This window comes from Streptomyces sp. NPDC002889 (genome assembly GCF_042888425.1).
Classification (GTDB): domain Bacteria; phylum Actinomycetota; class Actinomycetes; order Streptomycetales; family Streptomycetaceae; genus Streptomyces.
Genome location: NZ_JBIAPT010000005.1, coordinates 25,760 through 50,683 on the forward strand (window position 1 = coordinate 25,760; position 24,924 = coordinate 50,683).

The following is a 24,924-nucleotide window of genomic DNA, read 5'->3' on the forward strand; positions in this document are numbered from 1 at the left end:
GTGAGAGCCCCGGCCTCCGCGCCGGCGTTCTCGAGGGAGGTCATGACACCACCGTCGCGTCGCTGGACAGCGGGTTCAGCCAGCGGCGGACGCAGGCGATGAGGTCGTCGGCGTCCACAGGCTTGGTGACGTAGTCGCTGGCGCCGGCGGCGAGGCTCTTCTCCCGGTCTCCGGGCATGGCCTTCGCGGTGACCGTGATGATGGGCAGGTGGCCGTGTGCGGGCATCCGGCGAATCTCCGCTGTCGCGGCGTAGCCATCCATCTCGGGCATCATCACGTCCATCAGGATCAGGGCGATGTCCGGGTGTTCGGCGAGAGCCTCGATTCCCTTGCGGCCGTTCTCCGCGTGCAGGACCTGGACGCCGTGGAGTTCCAGGATGCCGCTGAGGGCGTACAGGTTCCGGGCGTCGTCGTCGACGACGAGGACGGTGCGGCCGTGCAGGGAGTCGTCCACCGCCCGGGGAGTCTGCGATCGCGTTCCCTCGCCACGCAGCAGCGGCACGACGTCGCCGGGCTGGTCGGCCGACAGGTGCAGCGCGATCCGTTCGCGCAGTTCGTCCAGGCTGGACAGGAGCTCCAGCGGCCGCTTCCGGGCACGTGACTCCAGCGTCCGCTCGTGCGCCGCGTCGAGGCGGCGGTTGTTGTGCGCCAGTACGGGGACGGTCCGCAGAGCGGCGTCGCCGTCCATCGCCTCGAGGAAGTGCAGGGCCTCGCTGTTGGCCATGTCGAGTTCGAGGACCACGCAGTGGAACGGCGCAGCGGCAAGGGCTTCGGCGGCTTCCTGCGGGCCGACCGCGGCGACCAGCTCGATGTCGTCGCGGTCGCCGAGGTCGTGGCCCCCGGCCAGCCCGGCCACCGCGCTCTCCGCGACGAGGGACAGCAGCCCGTGCGGGCGCTCCTCGATCACGAGCAGTCGGCGCTTGCGCGACTCGGCGTCCGCGGCAGCCTGCCGGCGGCTGTCGGACGGCTCTTCAGCGTGCGAGACCGCATCGGCGGAAGGGAGGTCCGGTGCCCTGGTGATCTGGTCCCGGAAGTCGGCGCGGGCGACGGGAAGGTACAGCGTGAAGGTACTGCCCTGGCCGGGTGTGCTCTCGGCGGTGAGGGCGCCCCCGAGCAGGTGCGCGATCTCACGGCTGATGGACAGGCCCAGTCCGGTGCCGCCGTACTTCCGGCTGGTGGTGCCGTCAGCCTGCTGGAAAGCACCGAAGATGGCGTCGAGCTGCTGCTCGGCGATACCGATGCCGGTGTCCTTGACGCGGAAGGCGACGACGGCGCCGCCGCGGTGCACGGGGGTCGGCAGTTCGGCGTCGGCGGCGGGCTCGATGCGCAGCTCCACGCTCCCGCGTTCGGTGAACTTGACGGCGTTGGAGATCAGGTTCCTGATGACCTGCCGCAGCCGGGAGTCGTCGGTGAGCAGGTCGGCCGGGACGCCGGGTGCGGTGGTGATGGTGAAGTCGAGGCTCTTCTGGGTGGTCAAGGGCCGGAACGTGGCCTCGACATAGTCGAGGAGCTGCCGGAGTGCGACGCGCTCGGGGTTGATGTCCATCTTGCCCGCCTCGACCTTCGACAGGTCGAGGATGTCGTTGATCAGCTGGAGCAGATCGGAGCCGGCCGAGTGGATGATGCCCGCGTACTCGACCTGCTTGGCGGTGAGATTGCGGGTCGGGTTCTGGGCCAGCAACTGGGCGAGGATGAGCAGGCTGTTGAGCGGGGTGCGCAGCTCATGGCTCATGTTGGCCAGGAACTCGGACTTGTACTTGGATGCAAGGGAGAGCTGCTGGGCACGGTCCTCCAGTTCCTGCCGCGCCTGCTCGATCTCGAGGTTCTTTCCTTCGATGTCGCTGTTCTGGGCGGCCAGCAGGGCTGCCTTCTCCTCCAGTTCCGCGTTGGAGCGCTGCAGTTCGTCCTGCTGGACCTGCAGCTGCTCGGAGCGCGACTGCAGTTCACCGGCGAGCCGCTGGGATTCGCCGAGCAGTTCGTCGGTGCGGGCGTTGGCGACGATGGTGTTGACATTGACGCCCACCGTCTCCATGAGCTGCTCGAGGAAGTCTCGGTGGATGGGCGTGAAGGCGGTGAAGGAGGCCAGTTCGATGACGCCGAGGATCTGGTCGTCGACGACGATCGGCAGCACGATCAGACTGCCCGGTGCCGTCCGGCCGAGTCCGGAGGAGATGCTGACGTAGTCGGCCGGTACTCCGTCGGCGGCGATGGTGCGGCGGCTGCGGGCCGCCTGCCCGACCAGGGACTCACCGAACCTGAAGCGCTCGTGGCCGGTACTGTCGGCGGGCCGGCCGTAGGAGCCGACGCGCCGGAGCTCCGTGCCGTCCGAGGTGTCCTCCGCGAGGTAGAACGCGCCGTACTGGGCACAGACCAGAGGGGTGAGTTCATCCATGACGAGCTCGGCGACCACGGCCAGGTCGCGATGCCCCTGCATCAGCCCGGAGATCAGGGCGAGGCTGGACTTCAGCCAGTCCTGCTCCTGGTTGGCCCGGGTCGTCTCGCGCAGCGAGCCGACCATCGCGTTGATGTTGTCCTTCAGTTCGGCGACCTCACCGGAGGCGTCGACGGTGATCGACCGCGTCAGATCGCCCTCGGCGACGGCGCTGGCGACCTCCCCGATGGCCCGCACCTGACGGGTGAGGTTACCGGCCAGCTCATTGACGTTCTCCGTGAGACGCTTCCAGGTTCCGGAAACGCCTTCGACCTCGGCCTGGCCGCCGAGGCGGCCCTCGCTGCCCACCTCTCGGGCGACACGGGTGACCTCGGCGGCGAACGACGAAAGCTGGTCGACCATGGTGTTGATGGTCGTCTTCAGCTCGAGGATCTCGCCGCGCGCGTCGACGTCGATCTTCTTGGACAGATCCCCGTTGGCGACCGCGGTGGTGACCAGGGCGATGTTGCGCACCTGGCCGGTCAGGTTGTTCGCCATGGAGTTGACGTTGTCGGTCAGGTTCTTCCAGGTGCCGGCGACGTTGGGTACCCGGGCCTGACCACCGAGCCGGCCCTCGGTGCCGACCTCGCGTGCGACGCGGGTCACCTCGTCGGCGAACGCGGACAGCGTGTCCACCATCGTGTTGATGACCTCGGCGAGCGCGGCCACCTCACCCTTGGCCTCGACGGTGATCTTCCGCGAAAGGTCACCTCGCGCAACGGCGTTGGCGACCTGGGCGATGGAGCGCACCTGCCCGGTCAGGTTCGACGCCATCACATTGACGTTGTCCGTGAGGTCCTTCCACGTCCCCGAGGCGCCCCGCACGGTCGCCTGTCCGCCGAGGTTGCCCTCGGTGCCGACCTCGCGTGCGACGCGGGTCACCTCGTCGGCGAACGCGGACAGCTGGTCGACCATCGTGTTGATGGTCTCCTTCAACTCCAGGATCTCGCCCCGCGCAGTCACCGTGATCTTCTGCGACAGATCCCCCTGCGCCACCGCCGTCGCCACCTGCGCGATCGACCGCACCTGCGCAGTGAGGTTGCCCGCCATGAAGTTCACCGAGTCGGTCAGATCCCGCCACGTCCCCGAGACACCCTTGACGTCGGCCTGACCACCGAGATTCCCCTCGGTACCGACCTCCCGCGCCACCCTCGTCACCTCGTCGGCGAACGACGACAGCTGATCGACCATCGTGTTGATGGTCTCCTTCAACTCCAGGATCTCGCCCCGCGCAGTCACCGTGATCTTCTGCGACAGATCCCCCTGCGCCACCGCCGTCGTGACCTGCGCGATGTTGCGGACCTGCGCAGTGAGGTTGCCCGCCATGAAGTTCACCGAGTCGGTCAGATCCCGCCACGTCCCCGAGACACCCTTGACGTCGGCCTGACCACCGAGATTCCCCTCGGTACCGACCTCCCGCGCCACCCTCGTCACCTCGTCGGCGAACGACGACAGCTGATCGACCATCGTGTTGATGGTCTTCTTCAGCTCCAGGATCTCGCCGCGCGCGTCGACGTCGATCTTCTGCGACAGGTCGCCCTTCGCGACCGCGGTGGCCACCTGCGCGATGTCACGGACCTGCGTCGTGAGGTTGCCGGCCATCGCGTTCACCGAGTCGGTCAGATCCGCCCAGGTGCCTGACACACCCGGGACCTCGGCCTGGCCGCCCAGGGTTCCTTCGGTACCTACCTCGCGGGCGACCCGGGTCACTTCGGAGGTGAACAAGGACAGCTGGTCGACCATGCCGTTGAAGACGGTGGCGATCTCGCCGAGCAGACCGTCCGCCTCGTCCGGCAGACGCGTGCCGAAGTCCCCGTCGCGCACCGCTGTGAGCCCGGCCAGCAGCTGCCTCAGCTCCGGCTCCCCCACCTTGCCCGCGCCGCGCGCACGTGACCGCTGTACCGGACGTGCGTTCTCGACCGTCGTCTCAGCCATGACCATTCCTCGTCAACCTCGTCAGGCACCCCGCCGGAGGACGGGACACCGCCACAGCCCTGGCCCGGGCCGCCCCTCGACGTCTCGCTACGTCGGCACGACCGTTGTCGTACGGCAAATATGCCGCAGCGTACCCCGGCGTGGCATGCCGAGGAAAACGAGGCGGTGGACGCGATCACCTGCCGCCGGAGTCCGTGTCGCCGAACCGAAGCGGGAGCCCGTCGAATCCGCCGACGTTCTTGACGTCCCTGTGCATGAGGTCCGGGGGGAAGAAGAGGTCGACAACTCCGAAGGTGAGGCCACGCTCGCCGGCTTCATCGGGGCCGAGGACCCGGCGATGGAGCTGATCGAGGACTTCCATGCCCTCGCCCTGCTCATCGTCGGCCTCGAAGAACGCGACCGGCAGATCCTCTGCTTCCGTTTCGTCGAGGAGCTGAGGCAGTCCCAGATCGGTGAACGGCTCGGCGTCAGGCAGATGCACGTCTCCCGCCTGCTCTCACGAGCTCTCGCGCGCCTGCGCGAAGGACTGCTCACCACCGGCTGACCGGCACCCGCTCCCCCGCCGCAGGTGTCAGCGCGCGGGGATACGGTTGTACCGTCGCCGCACCCCATAGCGTTCAAGGCAACCTCGTGGCATCGCGTACTCTTCCTCGCGACGTTTGCGAGTGCGGCCCAGGATGCGGGTGGATGTGATGAACACAAGAGGGCGCGTCTGGCGCATTCCCCAGGGGCAGGGCGCCTTCGCCCATGCTCGCGATCTGACGGCTGCCGCACTCAAGACCTGGGACTGGGCACCGGAGCGTATCGAGGTAGTGGTGCTGCTGGTGTCCGAGCTGGTGACCAACGCACACCGTCATGCCGGCACGGATGCCTGGCTGCATCTCGACCCGACCCCCGACGGCGTCACGCTCACCGTCCGTGACGGGAACCCCGCACAGCCTGCTCAGCGAACGCCCGACGTCAACAGCGTCACCGGCGGCTTTGGGCTCCACCTTCTGGATCACCTGGCAGCGGGATGGGGAGTCGACAGCTACGCCGACGGCAAGCGCGTTTGGGCACAGATCCTCGGCGCCCCAGCCTCCGTCCCCACCTGATCTGACGCTTGCCTTACAGGCACCTCATCGGTCGACACGGTGCTCGTACTTGCCAGACCTGTGGTCTCGGCCCGGTCCACAAGCGGTACGTGCGCCGGCTCACGCACAGCGCGGTAGGTCACCGGCGGGGGCGCAGCCGATCCCCTCCTGTCGAGGGGCTCTGCGATCCGGGATCGACCGCACCACCCCCGTCGAGACAGCGGCTGCCCCAGAGCCGTACGTCCGCCGGCCCGGCTTCACAGCGGTCAGAAAGGCATGCGGCCGCGGGCCCGGCGGCCTGCCGAGCCGCTGCGGCCCACGGCGCGGGAACTGCTGTGGAAGGGCTTCCTGAGGAGCCGGCCCAGGATGCCGGGGGCCTTGCCGCCGGCACGCGCGCCGGCGCCGAGGGAACGCTGCGTGCCACGTTCGGGGTGGCGGGAGATGCGAGGGACGAAGAACGCCAGCACGGCCAGGACCACACACACGGCAACGACGGCGACGATTATCACGAGCGGACTCCTTCGGATTGGTGAGAGGCGTCTGCCCGCCCGCGCCGCGCGTATGCGACCTGCGGTGTCCTGGCCACGGGGTGGCAGCCGGGGCCGTTGGTCTTGCGGCTGGCCACTTCCCCGATGGCCGGCCCGTGGTGCCAGGCCCTGTCGGGGCGCTAGAGGAACCGGCGGATGGGGGCGACGGCCACCTCGCGGATACGTTGTGCGGCCGAGCGTCTCTTCCAGCGGCCTGTCGCGATCCGCCGGCTGGCCTGCAGGTCCTCGTCGAAGTGCTGGTCCAGGGTGGCGGTGAAGTCTTCGTCCAGGACGGCGAGCATGACTTCTTCGTCGTGGTCGAGGGAGCGTCGGTTGAAGTTGGTGGATCCGATCAGGGCGGCGACCCGGTCAACGGTGATGACCTTGGCGTGCATCATCGTCGGCTGGTACTGGAAGATGCGCACCCCACAGACGAGAAGGTCCTCGTAGTAGTTCTGACCGGCCAGCTGGCAGACGCGCTTGTCGGTGTGGGGGCCCGGGAGCAGGATCTCCACTTCGACGCCTCGCCGAGCTGCCGCGCACAGCAGATCGATGAAGCAGGCGTCGGGGGCGAAGTAGGCGGTGGCCACACGGAAGCGTTCCTCGGCGGATTCGAGCATGACCCGGATGAGGGTCTGCATGTCCTGCCAGCCGAAGCTGGCCGATCCCCGGACGACCTGCACCACGGCGTCGCCCTGCGGCATGTGGTCGGTGAAGCGATCCCGCGTGTCGAAGAGTGTGTCGTGGCACTCGGCCCAGTTCTGCGCGAAGGCGGCGGCGATGCCGTCCACCGCGGGACCACGTACCTGGACGTGGGTGTCGCGCCACTCGTTCTCGTTGCGGGCGTTGCCGCACCATTCCTCGGCGATTCCCACCCCACCGGTGTAGGCGAGGTGTTCGTCGACGACCAGCACCTTGCGGTGACAGCGGTGATTCTGCTTGAAGGGCGACAGGTACAGGGGTTTGCGAAACCACGCCACGTCGGCCCCGGCCCGGTCCATCAGATCCAGAAGGTCCTGTTCGATGAGCCGGCTGCCGAAGCCGTCCAGCAGCAGTCGCACGCGCACACCGTTGCGGGCCCGGTCGGCCAGCGCCTCGGCGAACTGGCGGGCTATGTCGCCGCGCCAATACACGAAGGTCATCATGTCGACGGTGTGCTCGGCACTGCGGATGCTCTGCAGCATCGCCGCGAAGATCTCGTCCCCGTTGCGCAGCGGCAGCAGCGCATTGCCTTCCGTGGCGGCTATTCCGATGAGGCGTTCCAGACGGCGCCGCATCCGCTGCTTGCGCTCTGCCAACGCGGTGGGCTGCGGCTCGGCGGCTTCGGGGGACAGTTCTGGCTCGTTGCGTGTGCTGGTCATGGCTCCACCTGGCCGGTCGGGGAAGGCCGCCTCGTGGGTCCGGCAACCGCCGAGGCGTGCCGACTGTACACACGCAACGAACGGAGGTACCGCCGCGCCGGCAGGGCCGGGGAGCAACGGCCGAATCTTCTGTCCCGGCCCGTGCGGATCAAACCCATGAACTCGCGTGTATGACCGTTCAATCGTGGGGCACATGACTTTCCGGAGGTTGATAATCATGGTTCCCCTGCTTCTCGTTCTGCTTCTCGCACTCATCCTTTTCGGAGCCGGATTCGCACTTAAGGCGCTGTGGTGGATAGCAGTCATCGTGCTCGTGGTATGGCTGCTCGGATTCATCGTCCGGCCCGCGGCCAGCGGCGGCCGACGCGGTCGCTGGTACCGCTGGTAGCAAGCCAGGTCGCATGGTGGGCCGGGCCGGAGATCCCCTCCGGCCCGGCCCACCTGCGTTCACCGCGCCGCACCGCACGTGAGGCCAGTGGCGCGCCAGGAAAAGGGCTGCCCTCAGCCCAGAGCTCTTCCTGGTCCTGACCCGCGATCGCGCACGGCCACTGGTCAAGTGGGAGCAATGGGCGTACGACACCCTCAGAACCGAGCTCTTGGCCGACAACAGGGCTTGATCAATCGGGGCGGTCAGGAAGCGGGAAAAGGCGTGGCGCCGGTCCGGTGCATGAGCCCCGGACCGGCATGGTGGGTGCTCGGGAGTCAGCAGCCGTTGCGCAGCCGGTTCCAGGTGGTGGGGCCGATGATGCCGTCGACGCCGATGCGGCACGTGCGCTGGAAGTCCCTGGTGGCCGCGTCGGTGTAACCGCCGAAGTCCCCGTCGATGCCGCTCGGCCCGATGTAGAAGCCCCAGAACCGCAGGAGACACTGGGCCTCCCGTACGGCATTGCCCGTGCTGCCCCGCCGGACGGTGGGCGGAGTGACCGCGCCGTGGTAACCACAGTAGTAGGCGGCTGCCCCTGTCTCGCCCGCCGGTGCGGCGGGGGCCGACCTGGCAGCCGACGCGGTCCCTATGGAGAGTGCTGATGTACCCGCCATCAGCGTGGTGACGACTGCTGCCGAAGCCGCGAAGCGGCGAAGGCGCCTCATAACTACTCCTCAAATATGCAGAGAGTCCGCCTGATGGGCGAAAGTCTAGGGGCGCACCGACCTGGTCCGGCAGCTCTCTTCCGGCAGGATTGACGGGACTTGGTTACTTGCCTGACCTTTGCGTATGTCGCAGGTCCCCTTCGGGCTCGCCTGCCACCAGGTTCCGCGGAAAAAGCGGGATTGACTGATATCTGGTCATGGATATTTGTCTGGCGAGGAGTTCGACGAGCGCGGAACAGTCGCCAACCAGCGTCAGGCCGGCGGCGACCGCACCAGCACCCCACGCCGCCTGCGATAGCCACTTATTTGTGGGTACTTGGCGTCAGGTGCCGGCGAGGGGAATCTGGTTGTGGGCGGTCGGGCCAGATCCGGTCGGGGCGGGGAAGGTTGGCGTTGCGTCAGGAAACCGGGTGGGCTTCGGCGAGCATCTCCAGGCGTCGGTGACCCCAGTCGGAGAGGGGGGCCAACGCCTCGGAGAGTTCACGGCCGAAGGGGGTCAGGGAGTACACAGTCTTCAGCGGCAGTACATCGTGAACCTCTCGGTCCACCAGTCCGTCGGCCTCCATCTCGCGCAACGCCTGCGTCAGCACCTTCTCGCTGAGGCCGGTCAGCCGCCGGCGCAGCTCGCCGGGGCGGTGCGGACCGGATTCCAGCAGCCACAGGAGAGCGGTCTTCCACTTGCCGTCGATCACGGCGATCGCGGCGGTAACTCCGCAGACATTGGGGTCCTGTGCACGGCCGCGCGTCATTTTCGTCCCTTTCACCAAGTTTGCCGATATTCATGGAGGAGTTGAGGTCATGTCCTCGCGCACCGAACAGTCTGCCGTCACCGTGCTGGGTCTGGGGCCGATGGGCCGGTCCCTGGCCGGCGCGTTCCTGGATGCCGGCCTGCCCACCACGGTCTGGAACCGGACGCCGGGCAGGGATCGGGAGCTGATCGAACGGGGCGCGGCCGGCGCCCTGTCGGTCGAAGCGGCGGTCGCCGCCAGCGGGTTGATCGTGGTCTGCGTCGTGAACTACGACGCGTCCGACGTTGTTCTGCGGCGCGGCGCGGTCGCCGATGCCCTCAAGGGGCGCACGGTGGTGAACCTGTCCGCCGATACGCCGGACCGGGCCCGGGACACCGCCGGATGGGCGGCCGGACACGGCATCCGATACCTGGATGGCGCGATCATGACACCGATCACGACAATCGGAACACCGGCCGCGGTGTTCATCCACAGCGGCCCGGAGGAGCTCTACAGGGAGCACCGCCCGGTGCTGGATGCGCTGGGCGGCACCCACACTCACGTGGGCGAGGACATCGGTCGGGCAGCCGCCTACGACATCGCGCTGCTCGACATCTTCTGGACCGCGATGGCGGGCTATGCCCACGCACTGGCAGTGGCCAAGGCGGAAGGTATCACCGCGCGGGAGCTGGCGCCGTTCGCCAAAGGCATCGGCGCGATCCTGCCTCCGGTCTTCGAGCAGACCGCACAGGAAGTGGGCAACGGCAGCTTCTCGGGCGAGGGCAACCCGATCACCTCGGCGGTATCGTCCATGGCCCATATCGTCCACACCTCCGAGGCGCACGGCATCGATGCGGGCGTGATGCGTGCAGCCGAAGGCATGGCCCGCCGTGCCATCGGACGAGGTCACGCCACAGACGGCTTCATCCGCATCACCGAACTTCTCGGCCGCCGCTGAGGGAACATCAGAGGCCGACCAGGTCGCGGCTGCGGGGGAACTCAGCAGCTGCTCAGCGTCGTGGACCATGCGACTGCTGGGGGAAATCGTCCTCCCTGCGGTGAAGACCCACAGGAACGCCATCTTGAGGCTGTCGTCGCCATCCGCCCCGCGATGGGCCGCCCCGCCACCTCTCCGGCACCCGGGCGCCCAGGCCGGGTGCCGGCCCGGATCCCGCAGCGTTGATGAGCACGCCGGACCCGTCCGCCTCGCACCCTTCGGTGTGGTGCGTCCCCGCCGGACCCGTGAGCAGGGAATGAGCCACTCAGACAGGGAACGTGAGGGCGGCGCCGCCCCCTGCCTTGACCGTCTCCACGGCTGCCTGATGCACGGCCCTGCCGGTGTCCTCGTCGGCCGCGGGTACGGGACTGCCCTGCATGGCGTACCACTCCGTCGCGCCCGTGTGCTGCACGGTCACCTGTGCCAGGCCTTCGATCCAGGTGGTGTGCACCGTCAGGTCTCCCGTGATCGGACCTCCCTCGGCGGTCCCCACGCCGCCCGAGCCAGCGATGATTCCCTGGGTGGTCCACGTCGCCCAGGTGTCCACGGCGCCTCCGCAACGGTGCCTCGCGTCGAAAAATTTCAGTAGGTTCCCCATCCTCTTCGAATTCCTGCCTGAACGCCCGCAGGCGCGCTCCATTCCGCTTCCCTCCGGGCCAGGAGGCGACGTGGGCCCTGGACGCCTTCTTCACCAGGTACTCGGTCCGGTGCGCGCAGGTCCTGTCAGGGTGAGGGGCGCGATGCGGTCTTGCCCGCCGGGCCCTCCGCATGGGGCGGTACGTCACTCCTCACCGGCTCACCGTCGGTGGGCCCCGCGTCCCCGGCGCACGGGGCGCCTGCTCGGTGCCGCGTCTGCGTCCACTCGGCGAACCACCAGGTACCTGCCACCACACACGACCACGACAGCCCGGCCACCCCCGCGGTCGGCCAAGGGACGCGCTCCCCCCACCGCTCCACAGCCGTCAGCGCCACCCAGCTGCTCAGCAGAACGATCACGACCCGTACTCGTCGATGCCTGAACATCTCGGCCCACTACCCGATTGCGGTGCGGATAAGGCGGACATGACCGCCGGTTCTCCTGGAGATACGAGGCCGGTGCGGGGCGGCGAGGGACACGGCCGGGCTCGGACGGACCCGCCTTGCGCTCTTGAGGACGACGAAAATCCGATCGGACGCGCTTGCGACCAGGCGTGGGAGTCAATGGGCCGCCTGCGGTGGTCGAGCCACTATTTCCCCGGAGCCCGGCGGACGGTCGGCGGGACGTATGTTCCCTGGTCGGCGGCGATGGTGAGACTGACGTGGTCGCGGGACAGTGGCAGCGTGCCGAATCGGATTCCGGTGGCGTCTCGCACCGCATTGGCCAGGGCGGGAGCCACCGGGTTGAACGGACTCTCGCTCATCGACTTGGCCCCCAGCGGACCGAGGACATCGGCTGTTTCGGCGAAGTACACCTCGGTCCGTGGCACGTCGCCGAAGGCCGGGATGTGATAGTTGCGGAAGGTCGCCGTAGTGACATGTCCGGCCTCGTCCACCGTCACCGACTCGTACATCGCCGCCCCCAGGGCCTGCGCGACTCCGCCGTCGATCTGTCCTCGACACTGCATCGGGTTGATGACGCGGCCGGCGTCCGCCGCATGGACGCTCTGCAGAATCCTGATCTCGCCGGTTCCGGCATGCACCGCCACCCGAAAGCCGTGGACGTTGAATGCCACCGAACGTGGTGTGCCGTCGCATCTGCCGATTGCGAGGAGTTCCCCACCGGCTGCCTTCGCCGCCGCCCATAGGTCGGCGAGCGGGACACGCACGCCGCCGGAGCGCACGTCGTCGCCGTGGAGCTCACAGGAGGACAGGTCCACGTCGGCGTACTCGCCGGCGGCAGCGATGATGCGCTCACGCAGCGCTTCCGCCGCACGCGTGGAGGCAAGACCGGCGACCACGGTCCCGGTCGAGCCGAACGTCCCGGTGTCATGGCTGACTTGGTCCGTGTCGGCCTGTACGACCCGGATCCGGTAAGGGCTCGTACCGAGCACGGAGGCGGCGAGCTGCTGGTGCACGGTCGTTGTGCCATTGCCGAACTCTGCTGTGCCGACCGCCAGTTGGTAGCCGCCGTCGTCCAGCACCCTGATCCGTGCCTCGGAGCGGTGTCCTCGCGGCGGGATCGTGTCGATCATTGCCAGTGCCACGCCCTGTCCGGTCAGCCAGTCCTCCGCGGGGGCCTGCACGCCGTTGCCGCGGCGCAGTGCCTCACCAACGAGGTTCAGGCACTGGTCCAGACCGTAGCTGCCGATCTCGACGTCGTCCTTCGCTGTACTGAAGGACACCATCGGGTCGCCGGGACCGATGACGTTCCGCTCCCGGAAGGCGATCGGGTCCATTGCCAGGGCGCGGGCGAGTTCGTCCATCGCCGATTCGACGGCGAAGATGGACTGGCTGAGCCCGTACCCACGGAAGGCACCGGAAGGCATGGTGTTGGTGTAGACGCTGTACCCGTCCACCTTCTTGTTCGCGCACCGGTAGACGGCGATCGACTCGTTGCAGGCGTGGAAAACCGTGCTGGCGTGGTTGCCGTACGCACCGGTGTTGGAGACGACCCGCAGCTGCAGGGCCGTGAGCGTCCCGTCGCGCCGCGCGGCGGCCTTGACGTGCACCGTCATCGGGTGGCGGGTCGTCGCGGCGGTGAACTGCTCCTCACGCGTGAACTCCAGCTGCACCGGCCGCCCGGTCCTCAGGGTCGCCAGCGCGACGACATCCTCGGTCAGCATCTCCTGCTTGGCGCCGAAGCCGCCGCCGACGCGGCCGCACAGCACCCGTACACGCTCGGCAGGCAGGTCGAAGAGGGTGCACAGCGCCTGCTTGGTGAGGAACGGTACCTGGCTGCTCGTCCGTACGGTGAGGCGGCCGGAGTCGTCCAGCCAAGCGATCGAGGCGTGGCTCTCCAGGTGTGCGTGCTGGACGCGCTGGGAGACGTACCTCTTCTCGTGCACGACATCGGCCTGCGCGAAGCCCGCCTCGACATCGCCGATGTCCCCGTGCACCTCGACCGGGATGTTGCGCTCGGCGCACGCGATGCGCTGCTCGGACCCCTTGTCGCCATGCAGCACGGGGGCGCCGGGCGCCATGGCCTCTTCGGGGTCGAACACACCCGGCAGGACTTCGTAGGTGACGGCAAGCCGGCGGCAGCCCTCCTCCGCGGCTGCCACGGTGTCGGCCACAACGGCCGCGACCCGCTGCCCGGCGAACCGGACGGCATCGTCGAAGAGCAGTGTGTCAGCAGGATCGTCCGCGGGGTCCTCGTGCCGTCCCGTCGAGAAGAGCCGCCGCGGCGAGTCCTCGTGGGTGAACACGGCCTGCACCCCGGGAACGGCACGTGCGGCACTCGTGTCGATCGCCACGATTCGGGCGTGTGCGTGCGGCGAGCGCAGCAGTTTGAGGTGGAGCAGGCCCTCCATGGAGACGTCCAGGGTGTAGCGGGCCGTTCCGGTCACCACCTCGCGACTGTCCGCGGCAGGCAGGTTCCGCCCACACGGCTCCACCTGCGGATCCTCCTCGACGTGCACGACTCCGCGGATGGCGTCCTCCACCGAGCGGTAACCGGTGCACCGGCACAGGTTCCCCTTCAGCGCCCGGGGGAGATCCTGCCGCTGGTCGGAGTCGAGAGAGGCCACCGTCATCATCATCCCAGCGGTGCAGAATCCGCACTGGAAGCCCTGCGCCGACAGGAAGTCGCGTTGCACCGGGTGCAGTTCCCCGTCGCGGGCGAGTCCTTCGACCGTCGTCACCCGGTGGCCGGCCGCGCGGAGCGCGGGGAACAGACAACTGTGCACCGGTCGGCCGTCGATGTGAACGGTGCACGCTCCGCAGTCACCCGCGTCACAGCCCATCTTCACACCGAGCCAGCCGAGGTCCCGCAGGTACGTGCGCAGGCACTGTCCCGGGCGGGCCCGCTCACTGAAGATCTGGCCGTTCACCTCGATCTTCATCGGTGTCCCCCCTCGTTTCGCTCCAAGAGCTCGGACCGGATCTCCTCGGCGAACCGGTCGGTCATGTGGCGGCGCCATGCCGGCGCTCCATGCACGTCGAGGTGGTAGAGCTCCGGAGCCACGGTTTGATCGAGGGCGGCAAGAAGCTCACCCGGACCGGGCAGGCCGGGGAACGCCAGCTGAACCGGACGGACGGTGGATGCGGTCACCGTGAGCACGAACGAACCGTCGTCGGGTGACCGCCTGCCGATGAGCAGCGCTGCGGAACGACCGTGCGGAGCAAGCGAAATCCGGCGAAAGGCCGTGCGGCAGCGCATCGCGGAGGACGGCAGAGTGATCGAACGCAGCAGTTCACCGGGTCCCAGCACGTTGCAGCCGGGACCGGTGACGAAGTCGGCGGCTCGGACCTGTCGCTCTCCGCCTTCGGGAGTCCAGATGGTGCAGATGCCGTCGAGAGACGTGGTCAGCGAGATCATCGGGCCCGCCGGCAGCGACAGGCAGACATTGCCGCCCACGGTTGCCTCGCTCCAGACCTTGAAGGAGCCCAGCAGCGCCCGGCGGCACTGGTCGAGCAGTGGCGCCGCAATCCACTCAGGCGGTGTCTCGGTCATGAACAACTGCGCCAGTGTGCACGTCGCGGCGATTTCGAGCCCCTGCGCGTCGATCTGCAGCGATTGCCAGCCGAAGCCCCTCAGATCGATGAGCCGTCGAAGCTCCGGCTGCGGCTCGGAGAACAGCCACGTGCCGCCGGCGAGCCACGCGTCGCCCGGCTGCCACGTCGCCTGCGTCGCGCGGGTGGGCACCTCGACCACCGAGGTGATCGTGTTCAAATCCATCCGAACCATCCTCACTGCGACGACAGCTCCGAGGTGGCGGGGCTGGTCACCAGGCCACCGCGGTGGAGCGATGAGGCAGTCCGGCGCGGCGTCCGGGGCGCGAGGCCCGGCACGGACGACGACCCGTCTTTGGAGCATGCAAGCACGCTCCGGTGCGATGTCCGGGAGCCCTGCGGGCGAGTCACCAACTCAAGCGTGCACTCTTCCCTGATCCACTTCCGAGACCTTGGACGCCCGGGATCGACGACGTGAACCGCAATGAGGACTATGCACGTCATTCACCCTTTTGAACTAATTTACTTGGTGTGAGTTCCCGTGCAAACCGTGGCTCGCTGCTTCCCAGCCGTGCGCAATCCGTCCTGACGGGCCTGCCCATCCATCGCTCTGACCGGCGACCGCCCGGCACAGCCGTGGCCCGACCGCCAGTGCCGGCGATCGAGCTTCGATGGGCGTACCCACTCCCCCAATGACGCGCATACGGGCCGGGCACGCAGCCCGAGCGTCTTGGAACCGGCACACCGCGGGACCAGCCGTAGATCGTAGGGAGGGTGCCGACACGCATCCCTGGCCAAGACTCCCCGCTTGCCTCACCCTCGCGCATACAGTTGTCCGCCGAACCCCTGCCCACGGTGAGCGGCGAGCACGCGGGCGAGCACAACAGCCGTAGAGGTGTCGCCCGACGGTGGCCGCACTATCGGCCGCACCGCAACTCACCCCCCGTTGCAGAAGCTCTGGTGCGGCTGTTCAGGCGGGACCACGACCGGGCTGATCGCACCGTCGGCAGACCTGCGAGAGGCCGTCCATCCACGGGGGATGGTGGGCGCGGTGAGGACACATGGATCTACAGGGAAGGACAGGGGCCGCTACGGCCCGGCGAGTTCGAGCACAGTTGCCATGTCGCTGTAGGGGAGCAGCTTTTCACCGACGATCTGGTGCGGCTCGCTGCCCTTCCCGGCGATGAGCACAATGTCGTCCGGGCCCGCGACGGACAGGGCAAAGGCGACCGCCTGACGGCGGTCGGCAAACCGTTCGAACGGTGTACCGGTCGCCGCCAGGCCCGGGGCGATCTGGTCCAGGATGGCCTGCGGGTCTTCGTTGCGGGGGTTGTCCGAAGTGAGGACACAGAGGTCGGAGTGGGTCCCGGCGATCCTCCCCATGTCGACCCGCTTGGTCGTGTCCCGGTCCCCGCCGCAGCCGAAGACGGTGATGACCTGCCCGCGGGCGAAGCCGCGAATAGCTGTCAGTACCTTGTTCAAGGAGTCCGGTGAGTGGGCGTAGTCCACGATCACCGATGTACCGCGGGGGGTTTGAAAGCGCTCGAACCGGCCGGGGACGGGAGGCATCCGGTCGAGCGCGGCGACCAGCCCGTCCAAGTCGTGCCCCAGGATGTGGCAGGCCGCCACGGTGGCCAGCGCGTTGGCCACCGAGAACCGGCCCGGGACGGGGATCGACGCCGGATACTTGCTGCCGTCATGGTGCAGGTTGAACCGTGTTCCGGAGGCGTCCACGGTGATGTCGGTGGCCCGGTAGTCCGCCTGGGCATCAAGGGCGTACGTGGTTACCGCGCCGGGCATCATCGTCTGGATCCCGACGCCCACGGGATCGTCGGCATTGACCACCGCGCGCTGACACAAGCCCTGGAAGAGACGCAGCTTGGCGTCCCGGTAGTTCGCCATGGTTCCGTGATCGTCCAGGTGATCCTGCGTCAGGTTGGTGAAGACACCGACGTCGATGAAGGTACGGTCCACCCTGTGTGTGAGCAGGGCCATCGACGTAGCCTCCAGCACCACGCTGCCGGTCCCGCGGTCGCGCATGCACCCCAGTAGGTACTGCAGATCCGGCGACTCCGGCGTGGTCAGCGCCGACCTCGGCATCGGGATCAGCTCGTCGCCGATCCGGCTGCCGGCCGTGCCGATGACCCCCACCTTTGCGCCCTCGGAGATCCGCAGCACCGACTCGACCATGTAGGACACCGACGTTTTTCCGTTGGTGCCGGTGATCGCCACCATGTCCATCTGACGCCCCGGCTCGCCGAAGTAGCGGGCGGCAACGACCGCAGCCACCTTCCGGGTATCCGGCACCTGCACCGCACACACGCCCGGCACCGAAGCCCACACCGACGTGGGAAGCGCCGGTTCCCTGCCGTCGACGATCACCGCGGCAGCGCCGCGTGCGAAGGCCGGCCCCACGGAGCCGGGACCGCCTTCACAGTGGCCGGGCACTGCGATGAACAACGAACCCGGCATTACCCGGTTGGCGTCGAAGGTCGTTCCCGCGGTGATCCAGGTCTTGTCGGGGTCACCCTGGAGCACCTGGTGCTCCTGCCCGGCCAGCAGCTCGCTCAGCTTCACGATGGTCCCTTCGAGGCGGCTCGGGCCCGCGTACGGCCGTCGCCAAGCGGCAGCGACGGCGGCGCGCCGGAAGCTGCGGTGATGATGTGGAGCAAGGAGCGGAGACACGTCCGACGAGAGCCGGACGCGACAGTTCAGCCCGGCAGAAGAAGTCCTGCGGTGTTCTTGGAAGAGGAGGAAGCCAGGGGCAGGGCCCCGGACGGGGGCGGCTGAGGATCGCTAGCCGTGGCCGTGCAATGCAATGCGGGCGGTCTCGGGCGCTTCGACGTCAGCCGTGGTCGCCGGGCCTACGACTGCCGAACCCGCAACCACCGGGCACAGCGCACAGGTGGCCTGCTGCAGGCACTCCCTCATGGCACTTGTGCGACCCATGGGCCGAGTGTACAGCCGGTCGAGCGGCTCAAAATCCGGATCCGGCGGTCCCGTGACCTGCTCCTGGCCCCGTGACCGCCCGTCGGCACCTCAGCACCGCTCTCCGAAAGACGGTAACGGGCAATCCGCAGGTCGGCGCAGCCGACCGGTGCGCGCGCTGTTCCGCTCCAGCCTCTCCCGACCACCTGCGTACCGGGTTCCAGCACACAGCGGCGACGGAGGGCCTCGACGTTGCCGACGAGGCGGGACAGCGGGATCACGTAAAGCCCCGGCCACCCAAGAGGTGGCAGGGCGACAGCCGATGTTCGCCGATGCGTCACCACAGCAGTCTGGATATCGGCAAGCATCTGTGTTCCTGGCCCTCGGAAAGGAACTGCTGGTGCAGATGCGACGGATGGACCACAGGCGTCGGTACACCGTGATGGTGGCGGCAGTGGGGGGCGCGGTGTGCCTCTCGGCGTGTGGTCGCGGCGACGCGAGTGATGCCCTGCCCTCCGTCACACGGACGAGTCGGATCGAGTGCGCGCAGAACGGTCAGCTCGCGGCGTCCGGCTCCTCTGCCCAGCAGAATGCGATGCAGCACTGGATGCACGAGTACCAGAGTGCGTGTCCAGGTGTGCAGATCCGCTATGTGCCCATCGGATCGGGCGGCGGGGTTGCCCAGTTCTTGCGCGGAGCGACTGTGCTCGGTGGAACCGACAGCGCGCTCAAGCCGGACGAGATCGAGATTTCCCGTGACGTGTGTCCGGGAAGCAGCGCCATCAACCTGCCGATGGTCGGCGGGCCCATAGCCATCGGCTACAACCTCTCGGGCGTGAAGGACCTCGTCCTCGATGCCCCCGCCCTCGCCAGGATCTTCGCCTCCGAGATCACTGTTTGGAACGACGAGGAGATCAAGCGCCTCAACCCCGGCCTCCAGCTCCCCGCAACCCCGATCAGCGCAGTGCACCGCTCCGACGAGTCGGGCACGACTCAGAACCTGAACGCCTACCTCGCCGGAGCCGCGCGGGACGAGTGGCCCTACCCGAAGGAAAAGGCATGGCAGGCCGAGGGAGGTCATTCGGCAGCCGGTTCCGACGGGGTGGCGTCGGAGGTGAGCAGCACGGACGGCGCCATCGGCTACTTCGAATTGTCCTTCGCCCAGCGGGGGAACATTCCCACGGTCAGGCTGGATACCGGCGCGCCGGAGCCGGTCGCCGCCTCCGCGGAGACCGCGTCGGCCGGCATCGCGGCAGCCGAAGTCGTCGGCCGCGGCAAGGACATGACATTGAAATTCGACTACGGAACCCGGGCACCCGGGGCGTACCCGATCGTCCTCGTCACGTATGAGGTCGTCTGCGCCAAGGGCAACCAGGCCGACGTCCTGCCCGTCCTCAAGTCCTTCCTGACCTACACGGCAAGCGAGGAAGGCCAGAAGGGCCTCTCCCGTATCCACTACGCGCCGCTGCCGGACGGGGTGGCCGCGCAGGTCCGCGAAGTGGTGAGCACCCTGTCCTGATCCGCTCGGGTCGGTGTCCGTAGGTCAGCAGGGCTGAGATCTCGCGGGGCGACACGGCGGCGTGGTCCGCGCAGGCCGAGGTGGGGCAGCGCCGGCCGCCAGGGAGAACAGGTGCAGTGAGTCCCAGGTGTGCTGTCACGCACCGGCCGGCTCGGACTGCGCATCAACCATGACGCCGTCCACGCCGAGGCGGCGCAGCTGGTGATCGGCGGCGAGCCCTGCCTGGTCGCCGATCACCACCACCTGTGTCTGCGATGTCATGCGGCGCGCTGCGCCCCAGCGGCCCGGCCCTGCATGAAGATGAGGGCCACCAGGGCGAGCCCCACCACGGCACCGGCCAGTTGGGCGCCGATGAAGCCCGGTACCGAAGCGGGAGCGATACCGGCGAAGGTGTCGGTGAACGCCCGCCCGATGGTCACCGCCGGGTTGGCGAACGAGGTCGAGGACGTGAACCAGTAGGCGGCGCCGATGTACGAGGCGACGGCGACGGGTGCGAAGCGCAGCCGGTCGGTGCGGGCCAGGCCGAAGATCAGCAGGATCAGGCCGGCGGTGGCGACGACCTCGCCGAGCAGCAGGTTTCCGGCCGAGCGGTCGTGCGTGGACCACTTGACCAGCGGCTCGCCGAACATCGCGTCGGCCAGGAGGGCTCCCGCGATCGCCCCGAGGACCTGCGCGGGTACGTACACGGCAGCCTCGCGGGCGGTGACCCCCGCTCCGCCGCGGCGGGCGGTCCACCAGTCGACCAGGGTGACGGCGGGGTTGAAGTGCGCGCCGGAGACCGGCCCGAGGAGGGCGATCAGCACGCCGAGCCCGCAGACCGTCGCGATCGAGTTGGCCAGCAGTTGCACGCCCACGTCCTGGGTCAGCTCGGTGGCTTGGATGCCGGAGCCGACCACCACCGCGACCAGGGCGGCGGTGCCGACCAGTTCGGCAGCAGCGCGGGCCACGAGCGGGGTCCGGGGCGGGGCGGCCCCCGGCGCCGGCTGCGGCTCGGTGGTGGCGGTGATCGCGGTGTCCGCGGCGGTCTCGGGGGAAGCGGCCTCGGTGGCGCTCAACTGGGCTCCTCCATGTGAGCAGTCGCGACCATGCGCGCTGATCGCGGTGATCAGGGACAGGACCGTTTGATGTTCGCCTCGGCGGTGGCGCGCGCGGTCTCCGCGAGGTCGGCGAACCGACCGGCGAGCGAAGCGATGACCTCCGGGCGGAGCCGGTAGTAGGTGAACCGGCCGCATGGCTCGGTCTCCACGACCCCCGCCTCGCGCAGCACCTTCAGGTGGTTGGAGAGATTGGTCTGCCGCGCGCCTGTCTCCTCCACGAGGTGGCTGGTGCAGAGCGTTTCCTTGGCGAGCAGGGTCACGATCTGGAGCCTGAGCGGGTCCGCCAGAACCCGAATCAGTTCAGTGTCGACTGACGTCATCATGGGCTGATACTCTCACATCAGTGGACGCTGACGCCATCAGGCGCTGATGTCGATCGTGCCTGATGCAACGGCGCGTGACGTGGCCAGGCACCCCTCGCGAGACAAGAGAGAGACCTGCGATGTCCGAGAAGCCCTCCGTCCTGTTCGTCTGTGTTCACAACGCCGGCCGCTCCCAGATGGCCGCCGCGTGGCTGACCCACCTGGCCGGGGACCGCGTCGAGGTCCGCTCGGCCGGCTCGGCCCCGGCCGACCAGGTCAATCCGGCCGCCGTCGAGGCCATGTGCGAGGTCGGCATCGACATCTCCGCCGAGACGCCCAAGATCCTCACTGTGGACGCCGTCAAGGAGTCCGACGTCTGCATCACCATGGGCTGCGGCGACACCTGCCCCGTCTTCCCCGGCAAGCGCTACCTGGACTGGAAGCTGGACGACCCGGCCGGGCAGGGCGTCGAGGCCGTACGTCCGATCCGTGACGAGATCAAGAAGCTCGTCGCGGACCTGATCGAGGAGATCACCCCGGCGAAGACGGCATGAGCCGGAGCGCCGGCGAGTCCGCGACGTCATCGTCATCGGCTCCGGACCCACCGACTGCACCGCAACGCTCTGCACCCCCGCGCCCACCTCGTTCCCTTCGTCTTCCGCTGAGCGGTCTTCGCCGGTTGCCGCACCGCGCCGACTCGGCCGGACCTCCAGCCCCAGGTCTTCCAGTGCCGTGTCAGGCAACCTTTGTTCTCTTGGGCGGGGTTGCGCGTCCTGTATTGAATGTGACGTCTGATATCCGCCAGCGCGATCAGTGCCGAGTCGAGAGTGTGGATACATGACTACGACATCGACGGTCGCCTTCCGCGTCCATGCGCTGCCCGCTGAGGTGCTGGACAGTGTGCGCGCCAGTGGAGTCGACGCCTTCGGGAATCGTGTGGAGCGTGTCACCGCCGAGGGCGGCGATCCCCTCCGGTGCTGTCTGCGCAACGCCGAGCCCGGCGAGGACCTGCTGCTCTTCGGTTACCGGCCGCCGCTCCCGGCCAGCCCCTACCGTGAGGTCGGCGCCGTGCTCGCACACGCTGAACCCTGCGCGGGACCCGCCGACGTCAACAGTTATCCGCCGGGCTGGCGCGGACGTCCGCAGGTGCTGCGGGCATACGATGCTCGCGGCTGGATCCACGACGCGACCACAGTGCACGACGGCCAGGATCCAGAGGGAACGATCGCCGAACTGCTCGCGGAGCCTGACGTGGTGCAGGTCCACAGCCGCAACGTCGCCTGGGGCTGCTACATGTTCACGATCACCCGCGCCGGATAGGGCAAGGGCGCACCGGCCACCCTTTTCAACAGTCGCGATGATGGGCCGCGGTCCCGCTGCGGCTGATGCGATCGTCCACGCTCTGCACATGGCCGAGCGAGTGCGGGTGCGTGTTCGTCGGCAACCTGTGCGGCCGTCACCTCGTCCGCCTCGGCCGGCAGCACCGTCGGGGCGCCCGGCAGACAGGCGGTGCGTGACGAGGCATTGCCTCGCTCGGGACGTCGCCGCTCGGTGGTGCCACGGGAACTCCTTCCTAGCCGAAGCGTCCGGTGATGTAGTCCTCGGTGCGTCGGTCCTCCGGGTTCTCGAAGAGCTTCTCGGTGGTGTCGTACTCGACGAGCCGTCCGTGGCGGACGCCGGCATCGTCGACGTCCGCGGTGAAGAAGGCCGTGTAGTCCGAGATCCGCGCCGCCTGCTGCATGTTGTGCGTGACGATGACGAGGGTGAACTCCGAGGCGAGTCCGACCATCAGGTCCTCGATCTTGGCGGTGGCGATCGGGTCGAGGGCCGAGCAGGGCTCGTCCATCAGGATCGCCTCGGGCTTCACCGCGATGGCGCGGGCGATGCACAGCCGCTGCTGCTGGCCCCCGGAGAGGGCAAGTGCGCTGTTCTTGAGCTTGTCCCTGACCTCGTCCCACAGGGCCGCGCCGGTCAGGGCCTCCTCGACGATGTCGTCGAGATTGCCCTTCACACCGTTGACCCGGGGCCCGTAGGCGACGTTGTCGTAGACCGACTTGGGGAAGGGGTTGGGCTTCTGGAAGACCATGCCGATGCGGCGGCGCACCTCGATGGGGTCGACCTCCGGGCCGTAGAGGTCTTCGCCGTGGTACGCCACTTTGCCCACCACGCGAGCGCCCGGGATCAGGTCGTTCATGCGGTTCAGACAGCGGATCACGGTGGACTTGCCGCAGCCGGACGGGCCGATCATCGCGGTGATCTGGCGCCGTCCGATCGTCATGGAGACATCGCGTACAGCCTGGAGCGAGCCGTACCAGACGCCCAGGTCGGAAATCTGGAAGACCGGGTCGTCCAGAGAGGGCTCCGGTCGGCCGTGCCGCCGCTGGCCCCTGGCCGCGGAGAAGACACCGGAGCCGCCCTGGGTCGGAGTCTGCTGGTCACTCTTGACGGGATCGGGCATCGGGGCTCCCTGGGCGGCGGGACGTTCAGCGTTCATGGCGGTCACCAGCGCTTGCTGTAACGGTTGCGGAGCCAGATCGCGGCGGCGTTCATCGCGAGCAGCAGCGCGAGCAGAATGACGATGGCCGCGGCGGCCAGGTGGTGGAACTCCTCGCGGGACTGGCTGATCCAGCCGTAGATCTGCACGGGGAGCACGGTGTAGGCACTTTGCAGCCCCTCGGGGTTGAACGCCACGTACGTCACCGCGCCGAGCATGATCACGGGTGCGGCTTCGCCGATGGCCCGGGACAGCGCGAGGATCGATCCGGTGGCGATGCCGGGCACCGCCGCGGGCAGCACCTGACGGCGGATGGTCTGCCACTGGGTGGCGCCCAGCGCCAGCGACGCCTGCCGGATGGACTGCGGTACGGCTCTGATGGCCTCGCGGGCCGAGATGATGACCACCGGCAGTACCAGCAGGGACAGGGTCAGGGATGCGGTCAGCACCGTGGTGCCGAGGGCCAGTTGGCGAGCCAGGAGGCCGAGGCCGAGGATGCCGTAGATGATCGAGGGCACGGCGGCGAGGTTCTGGATGTTCAGCTCGATCAGCCGGTTGTACCAGCGGTCGGGATCGGCGTACTCCTCCAGGTAGATCGCGGCCATGATGCCGGTCGGCAGGCAGAACAGCGCGGTGAAGCCGATCACCCAGATCGTGCCGAAGATCGCCGACCGGGCGCCGGCGTTCTCGGGCCGGCGGATGGAGGGGAAGTTGGTCCACAGCCGTGAGTCCAGGCGCGGCCATGCCTCGACGAGGATGTAGACCAACAGGACCGCGAGGAACACCACGCCCAGCGCGAGGCAGGAGAACAGCAGCCAGCGGAAGACGGTCTCGCCGGGCCGGAAGCGGGGCCCGGCCAGACGGCGCGCCGGGGTGGGGCCTTGGTCGGCGACCTCGTCGCGTACGACGCTCATTCGTACACCTCGCGGTACTTGCGCACCAGGCGGATGCTGATCATGTTCATCACGAATGTCAGCAGGAAGAGCAGCGCACCGACGGCGAAGATCGTCTTGTACTCGAAGGAAGCCGTCGACACGTCACCTGAGGCGGCGCCTGCGATGAACGCGGTCATCGTCTGCATCTCGTGCAGCGGGTTGAGAGTGAGATCGGGCTTGGCTCCGGCGGCGATGAGGACGATCATCGTCTCGCCGATCGCGCGGGAGACGCCCAGGACGAACGCGGCGACGATCCCGGACAGCGCGGCCGGCATCACCACACGGGTCGAGACGACACGCTTGCCCGAACCCAGGGCGTAGGCGCCGTCGCGCAGCGAATGCGGGACCGCTGACATGGCGTCTTCGGCGAGCGAGGCGATGGTCGGCACGATCATGACGCCCATGACCAGTCCGGCGGACAGGGCGTTCTTGACCTCCGGCGGATCGCCGAAAGGCCACCAGTCCTGCAGCAGCGGAGTGATGAAGGCGAAGGCGAAGAAGCCGTAGACGACAGTCGGCACGCCCGCCAGGACCTCCAGGGTGGGCTTGAAGATCTTGCGGGTGCGGCGGTTCGCGTACTCACTGAGGTAGACGGCCGCACCCAGGCCGACGGGGATCGCGACGAGGAGGGCGATGCCGGTGATGAGGAGGGTGGCCACCAGCAGCGGCAGCACGCCGTACCGGGGGTCGGCGAACAGGGCCGACCACTGGGTACCGGTCAGGAACTCACCGATACCGACTTTGCTGAAGAAATCGGCGGTCGGCGGGATGAGTGCGGCCACGATTCCGATGGTGGTGGCCACCGACACCAGGGCCGCAGCCATGAGGATGATCTTGATGGCCTGCTCGCCGTAGTGCGGGCGGGTCCGCCGCAGGGACCGGGATCCGGCCCCTTCTGCGGACTTGTCGACGGACATG

The 24,924-nt window shown here is 68.3% G+C and carries 22 protein-coding genes; 7 read left to right on the top strand and 15 right to left on the bottom strand.

Going from position 1 to position 24,924, the window contains the following annotated elements:
- Window positions 1-40: 40 nt before the first annotated feature.
- Window positions 41-4,366, bottom strand: a complete 4,326-nt coding sequence (locus ACFYWI_RS08855) for a HAMP domain-containing protein (protein ID WP_389227437.1) — start codon at window positions 4,364-4,366, stop codon at window positions 41-43.
- 145 nt (window positions 4,367-4,511) lie between these two features.
- Here ACFYWI_RS08855 and ACFYWI_RS08860 point away from each other — a divergent pair, with 145 nt between their 5' ends.
- Together ACFYWI_RS08860 and ACFYWI_RS08865 are read left to right on the top strand one after the other, a co-directional pair.
- Window positions 4,512-4,910, top strand: coding sequence for a sigma-70 family RNA polymerase sigma factor (locus tag ACFYWI_RS08860; RefSeq protein ID WP_389227440.1), 399 nt, complete (start codon window positions 4,512-4,514; stop codon window positions 4,908-4,910).
- Window positions 4,911-5,058: 148 nt separating this feature from the next.
- Window positions 5,059-5,460, top strand: coding sequence for an ATP-binding protein (locus ACFYWI_RS08865; protein ID WP_389227443.1), 402 nt, complete (start codon window positions 5,059-5,061; stop codon window positions 5,458-5,460).
- Window positions 5,461-5,705: 245 nt separating this feature from the next.
- Here ACFYWI_RS08865 and ACFYWI_RS08870 read toward each other — a convergent pair whose 3' ends face one another.
- Entirely contained in the window at window positions 5,706-5,945 is a 240-nt protein-coding gene (locus ACFYWI_RS08870) for a DUF6411 family protein (protein ID WP_389228304.1), read from the bottom strand.
- 161 nt (window positions 5,946-6,106) lie between these two features.
- Window positions 6,107-7,327, bottom strand: coding sequence for a phosphatidylserine/phosphatidylglycerophosphate/cardiolipin synthase family protein (locus ACFYWI_RS08875; RefSeq protein WP_389227446.1), 1,221 nt, complete (start codon window positions 7,325-7,327; stop codon window positions 6,107-6,109).
- Window positions 7,328-7,544: 217 nt separating this feature from the next.
- Between ACFYWI_RS08875 and ACFYWI_RS08880 the strand changes: the two genes are divergently transcribed.
- Entirely contained in the window at window positions 7,545-7,715 is a 171-nt protein-coding gene (locus tag ACFYWI_RS08880) for a hydrophobic protein (RefSeq protein WP_389227449.1), read from the top strand.
- Between the two features lie 314 nt (window positions 7,716-8,029).
- Here the strand turns inward: ACFYWI_RS08880 and ACFYWI_RS08885 are convergent, their stop codons facing one another.
- Both ACFYWI_RS08885 and ACFYWI_RS08890 read right to left on the bottom strand, forming a co-directional pair.
- Window positions 8,030-8,416: a peptidoglycan-binding protein gene (locus tag ACFYWI_RS08885; RefSeq protein WP_389227452.1), complete on the bottom strand. Its 387-nt coding sequence runs from the start codon at window positions 8,414-8,416 to the stop codon at window positions 8,030-8,032.
- A 398-nt stretch (window positions 8,417-8,814) separates the two neighbouring features.
- A complete protein-coding gene (locus ACFYWI_RS08890) occupies window positions 8,815-9,165 on the bottom strand; it encodes a winged helix-turn-helix transcriptional regulator (RefSeq protein ID WP_389227455.1) in 351 nt (116 codons plus the stop codon).
- A 49-nt stretch (window positions 9,166-9,214) separates the two neighbouring features.
- On the opposite strand from ACFYWI_RS08890, the gene ACFYWI_RS08895 reads away from it, so the two are divergent.
- Window positions 9,215-10,102: an NAD(P)-dependent oxidoreductase gene (locus ACFYWI_RS08895; RefSeq protein WP_389227458.1), complete on the top strand. Its 888-nt coding sequence runs from the start codon at window positions 9,215-9,217 to the stop codon at window positions 10,100-10,102.
- Window positions 10,103-10,406: 304 nt separating this feature from the next.
- Here ACFYWI_RS08895 and ACFYWI_RS08900 read toward each other — a convergent pair whose 3' ends face one another.
- The 4 genes from ACFYWI_RS08900 to ACFYWI_RS08915 all read right to left on the bottom strand — a co-directional run bounded on the left by ACFYWI_RS08900 (window position 10,407) and on the right by ACFYWI_RS08915 (window position 17,308).
- Entirely contained in the window at window positions 10,407-10,688 is a 282-nt protein-coding gene (locus ACFYWI_RS08900; RefSeq protein ID WP_389227461.1) for a hypothetical protein, read from the bottom strand.
- A 679-nt stretch (window positions 10,689-11,367) separates the two neighbouring features.
- Window positions 11,368-14,121 carry a molybdopterin-dependent oxidoreductase gene (locus ACFYWI_RS08905; RefSeq protein ID WP_389227464.1) on the bottom strand — a complete coding sequence of 918 codons (2,754 nt, stop codon included), beginning with the start codon at window positions 14,119-14,121 and terminating at the stop codon, window positions 11,368-11,370.
- Entirely contained in the window at window positions 14,118-14,957 is an 840-nt protein-coding gene (locus ACFYWI_RS08910; protein WP_389227467.1) for an FAD binding domain-containing protein, read from the bottom strand. The genes ACFYWI_RS08905 and ACFYWI_RS08910 overlap by 4 nt, the downstream gene beginning before the upstream one ends.
- Window positions 14,958-15,820: 863 nt before the next feature.
- A complete protein-coding gene (locus ACFYWI_RS08915; protein WP_389227470.1) occupies window positions 15,821-17,308 on the bottom strand; it encodes a UDP-N-acetylmuramoyl-L-alanyl-D-glutamate--2,6-diaminopimelate ligase in 1,488 nt (495 codons plus the stop codon).
- Window positions 17,309-18,101: 793 nt separating this feature from the next.
- Here ACFYWI_RS08915 and pstS point away from each other — a divergent pair.
- A complete protein-coding gene (pstS, locus tag ACFYWI_RS08920) occupies window positions 18,102-19,178 on the top strand; it encodes a phosphate ABC transporter substrate-binding protein PstS (protein ID WP_389228306.1) in 1,077 nt (358 codons plus the stop codon).
- Window positions 19,179-19,313: 135 nt separating this feature from the next.
- Here the strand turns inward: pstS and ACFYWI_RS08925 are convergent, their stop codons facing one another.
- The 3 genes from ACFYWI_RS08925 to ACFYWI_RS08935 are packed head-to-tail and all read right to left on the bottom strand — an operon-like array spanning window position 19,314 to window position 20,598.
- Complete coding sequence (locus tag ACFYWI_RS08925) at window positions 19,314-19,439, bottom strand: hypothetical protein (RefSeq protein WP_389227473.1); 126 nt, start codon at window positions 19,437-19,439, stop codon at window positions 19,314-19,316.
- Window positions 19,436-20,233, bottom strand: coding sequence for an aquaporin (locus ACFYWI_RS08930; RefSeq protein ID WP_389227476.1), 798 nt, complete (start codon window positions 20,231-20,233; stop codon window positions 19,436-19,438). The genes ACFYWI_RS08925 and ACFYWI_RS08930 overlap by 4 nt, the downstream gene beginning before the upstream one ends.
- A gap of 50 nt (window positions 20,234-20,283) precedes the next feature.
- Window positions 20,284-20,598: an ArsR/SmtB family transcription factor gene (locus ACFYWI_RS08935; protein WP_389227479.1), complete on the bottom strand. Its 315-nt coding sequence runs from the start codon at window positions 20,596-20,598 to the stop codon at window positions 20,284-20,286.
- Window positions 20,599-20,717: 119 nt separating this feature from the next.
- Here ACFYWI_RS08935 and ACFYWI_RS08940 point away from each other — a divergent pair, with 119 nt between their 5' ends.
- Together ACFYWI_RS08940 and ACFYWI_RS08945 are read left to right on the top strand one after the other, a co-directional pair.
- Window positions 20,718-21,131 carry an arsenate reductase ArsC gene (locus ACFYWI_RS08940; RefSeq protein WP_389227482.1) on the top strand — a complete coding sequence of 138 codons (414 nt, stop codon included), beginning with the start codon at window positions 20,718-20,720 and terminating at the stop codon, window positions 21,129-21,131.
- Between the two features lie 283 nt (window positions 21,132-21,414).
- Window positions 21,415-21,897, top strand: coding sequence for a DUF1203 domain-containing protein (locus tag ACFYWI_RS08945; protein ID WP_389227485.1), 483 nt, complete (start codon window positions 21,415-21,417; stop codon window positions 21,895-21,897).
- Between the two features lie 253 nt (window positions 21,898-22,150).
- Here ACFYWI_RS08945 and pstB read toward each other — a convergent pair whose 3' ends face one another.
- Genes pstB through pstC form a run of 3 tightly spaced genes read right to left on the bottom strand, consistent with a single transcriptional unit; the run spans window position 22,151 to window position 24,923 of the window.
- Window positions 22,151-23,071 (bottom strand): phosphate ABC transporter ATP-binding protein PstB, encoded by a 921-nt coding sequence (gene pstB, locus ACFYWI_RS08950; RefSeq protein WP_389227489.1) that lies wholly within the window; start codon window positions 23,069-23,071, stop codon window positions 22,151-22,153.
- Window positions 23,072-23,076: 5 nt separating this feature from the next.
- Complete coding sequence (gene pstA, locus ACFYWI_RS08955; protein ID WP_389227492.1) at window positions 23,077-23,985, bottom strand: phosphate ABC transporter permease PstA; 909 nt, start codon at window positions 23,983-23,985, stop codon at window positions 23,077-23,079.
- On the bottom strand, window positions 23,982-24,923 hold the full coding sequence (gene pstC / locus ACFYWI_RS08960) for a phosphate ABC transporter permease subunit PstC (protein WP_389228309.1): 942 nt from the start codon (window positions 24,921-24,923) through the stop codon (window positions 23,982-23,984). The genes pstA and pstC overlap by 4 nt, the downstream gene beginning before the upstream one ends.
- Window position 24,924: the final 1 nt, after the last annotated feature.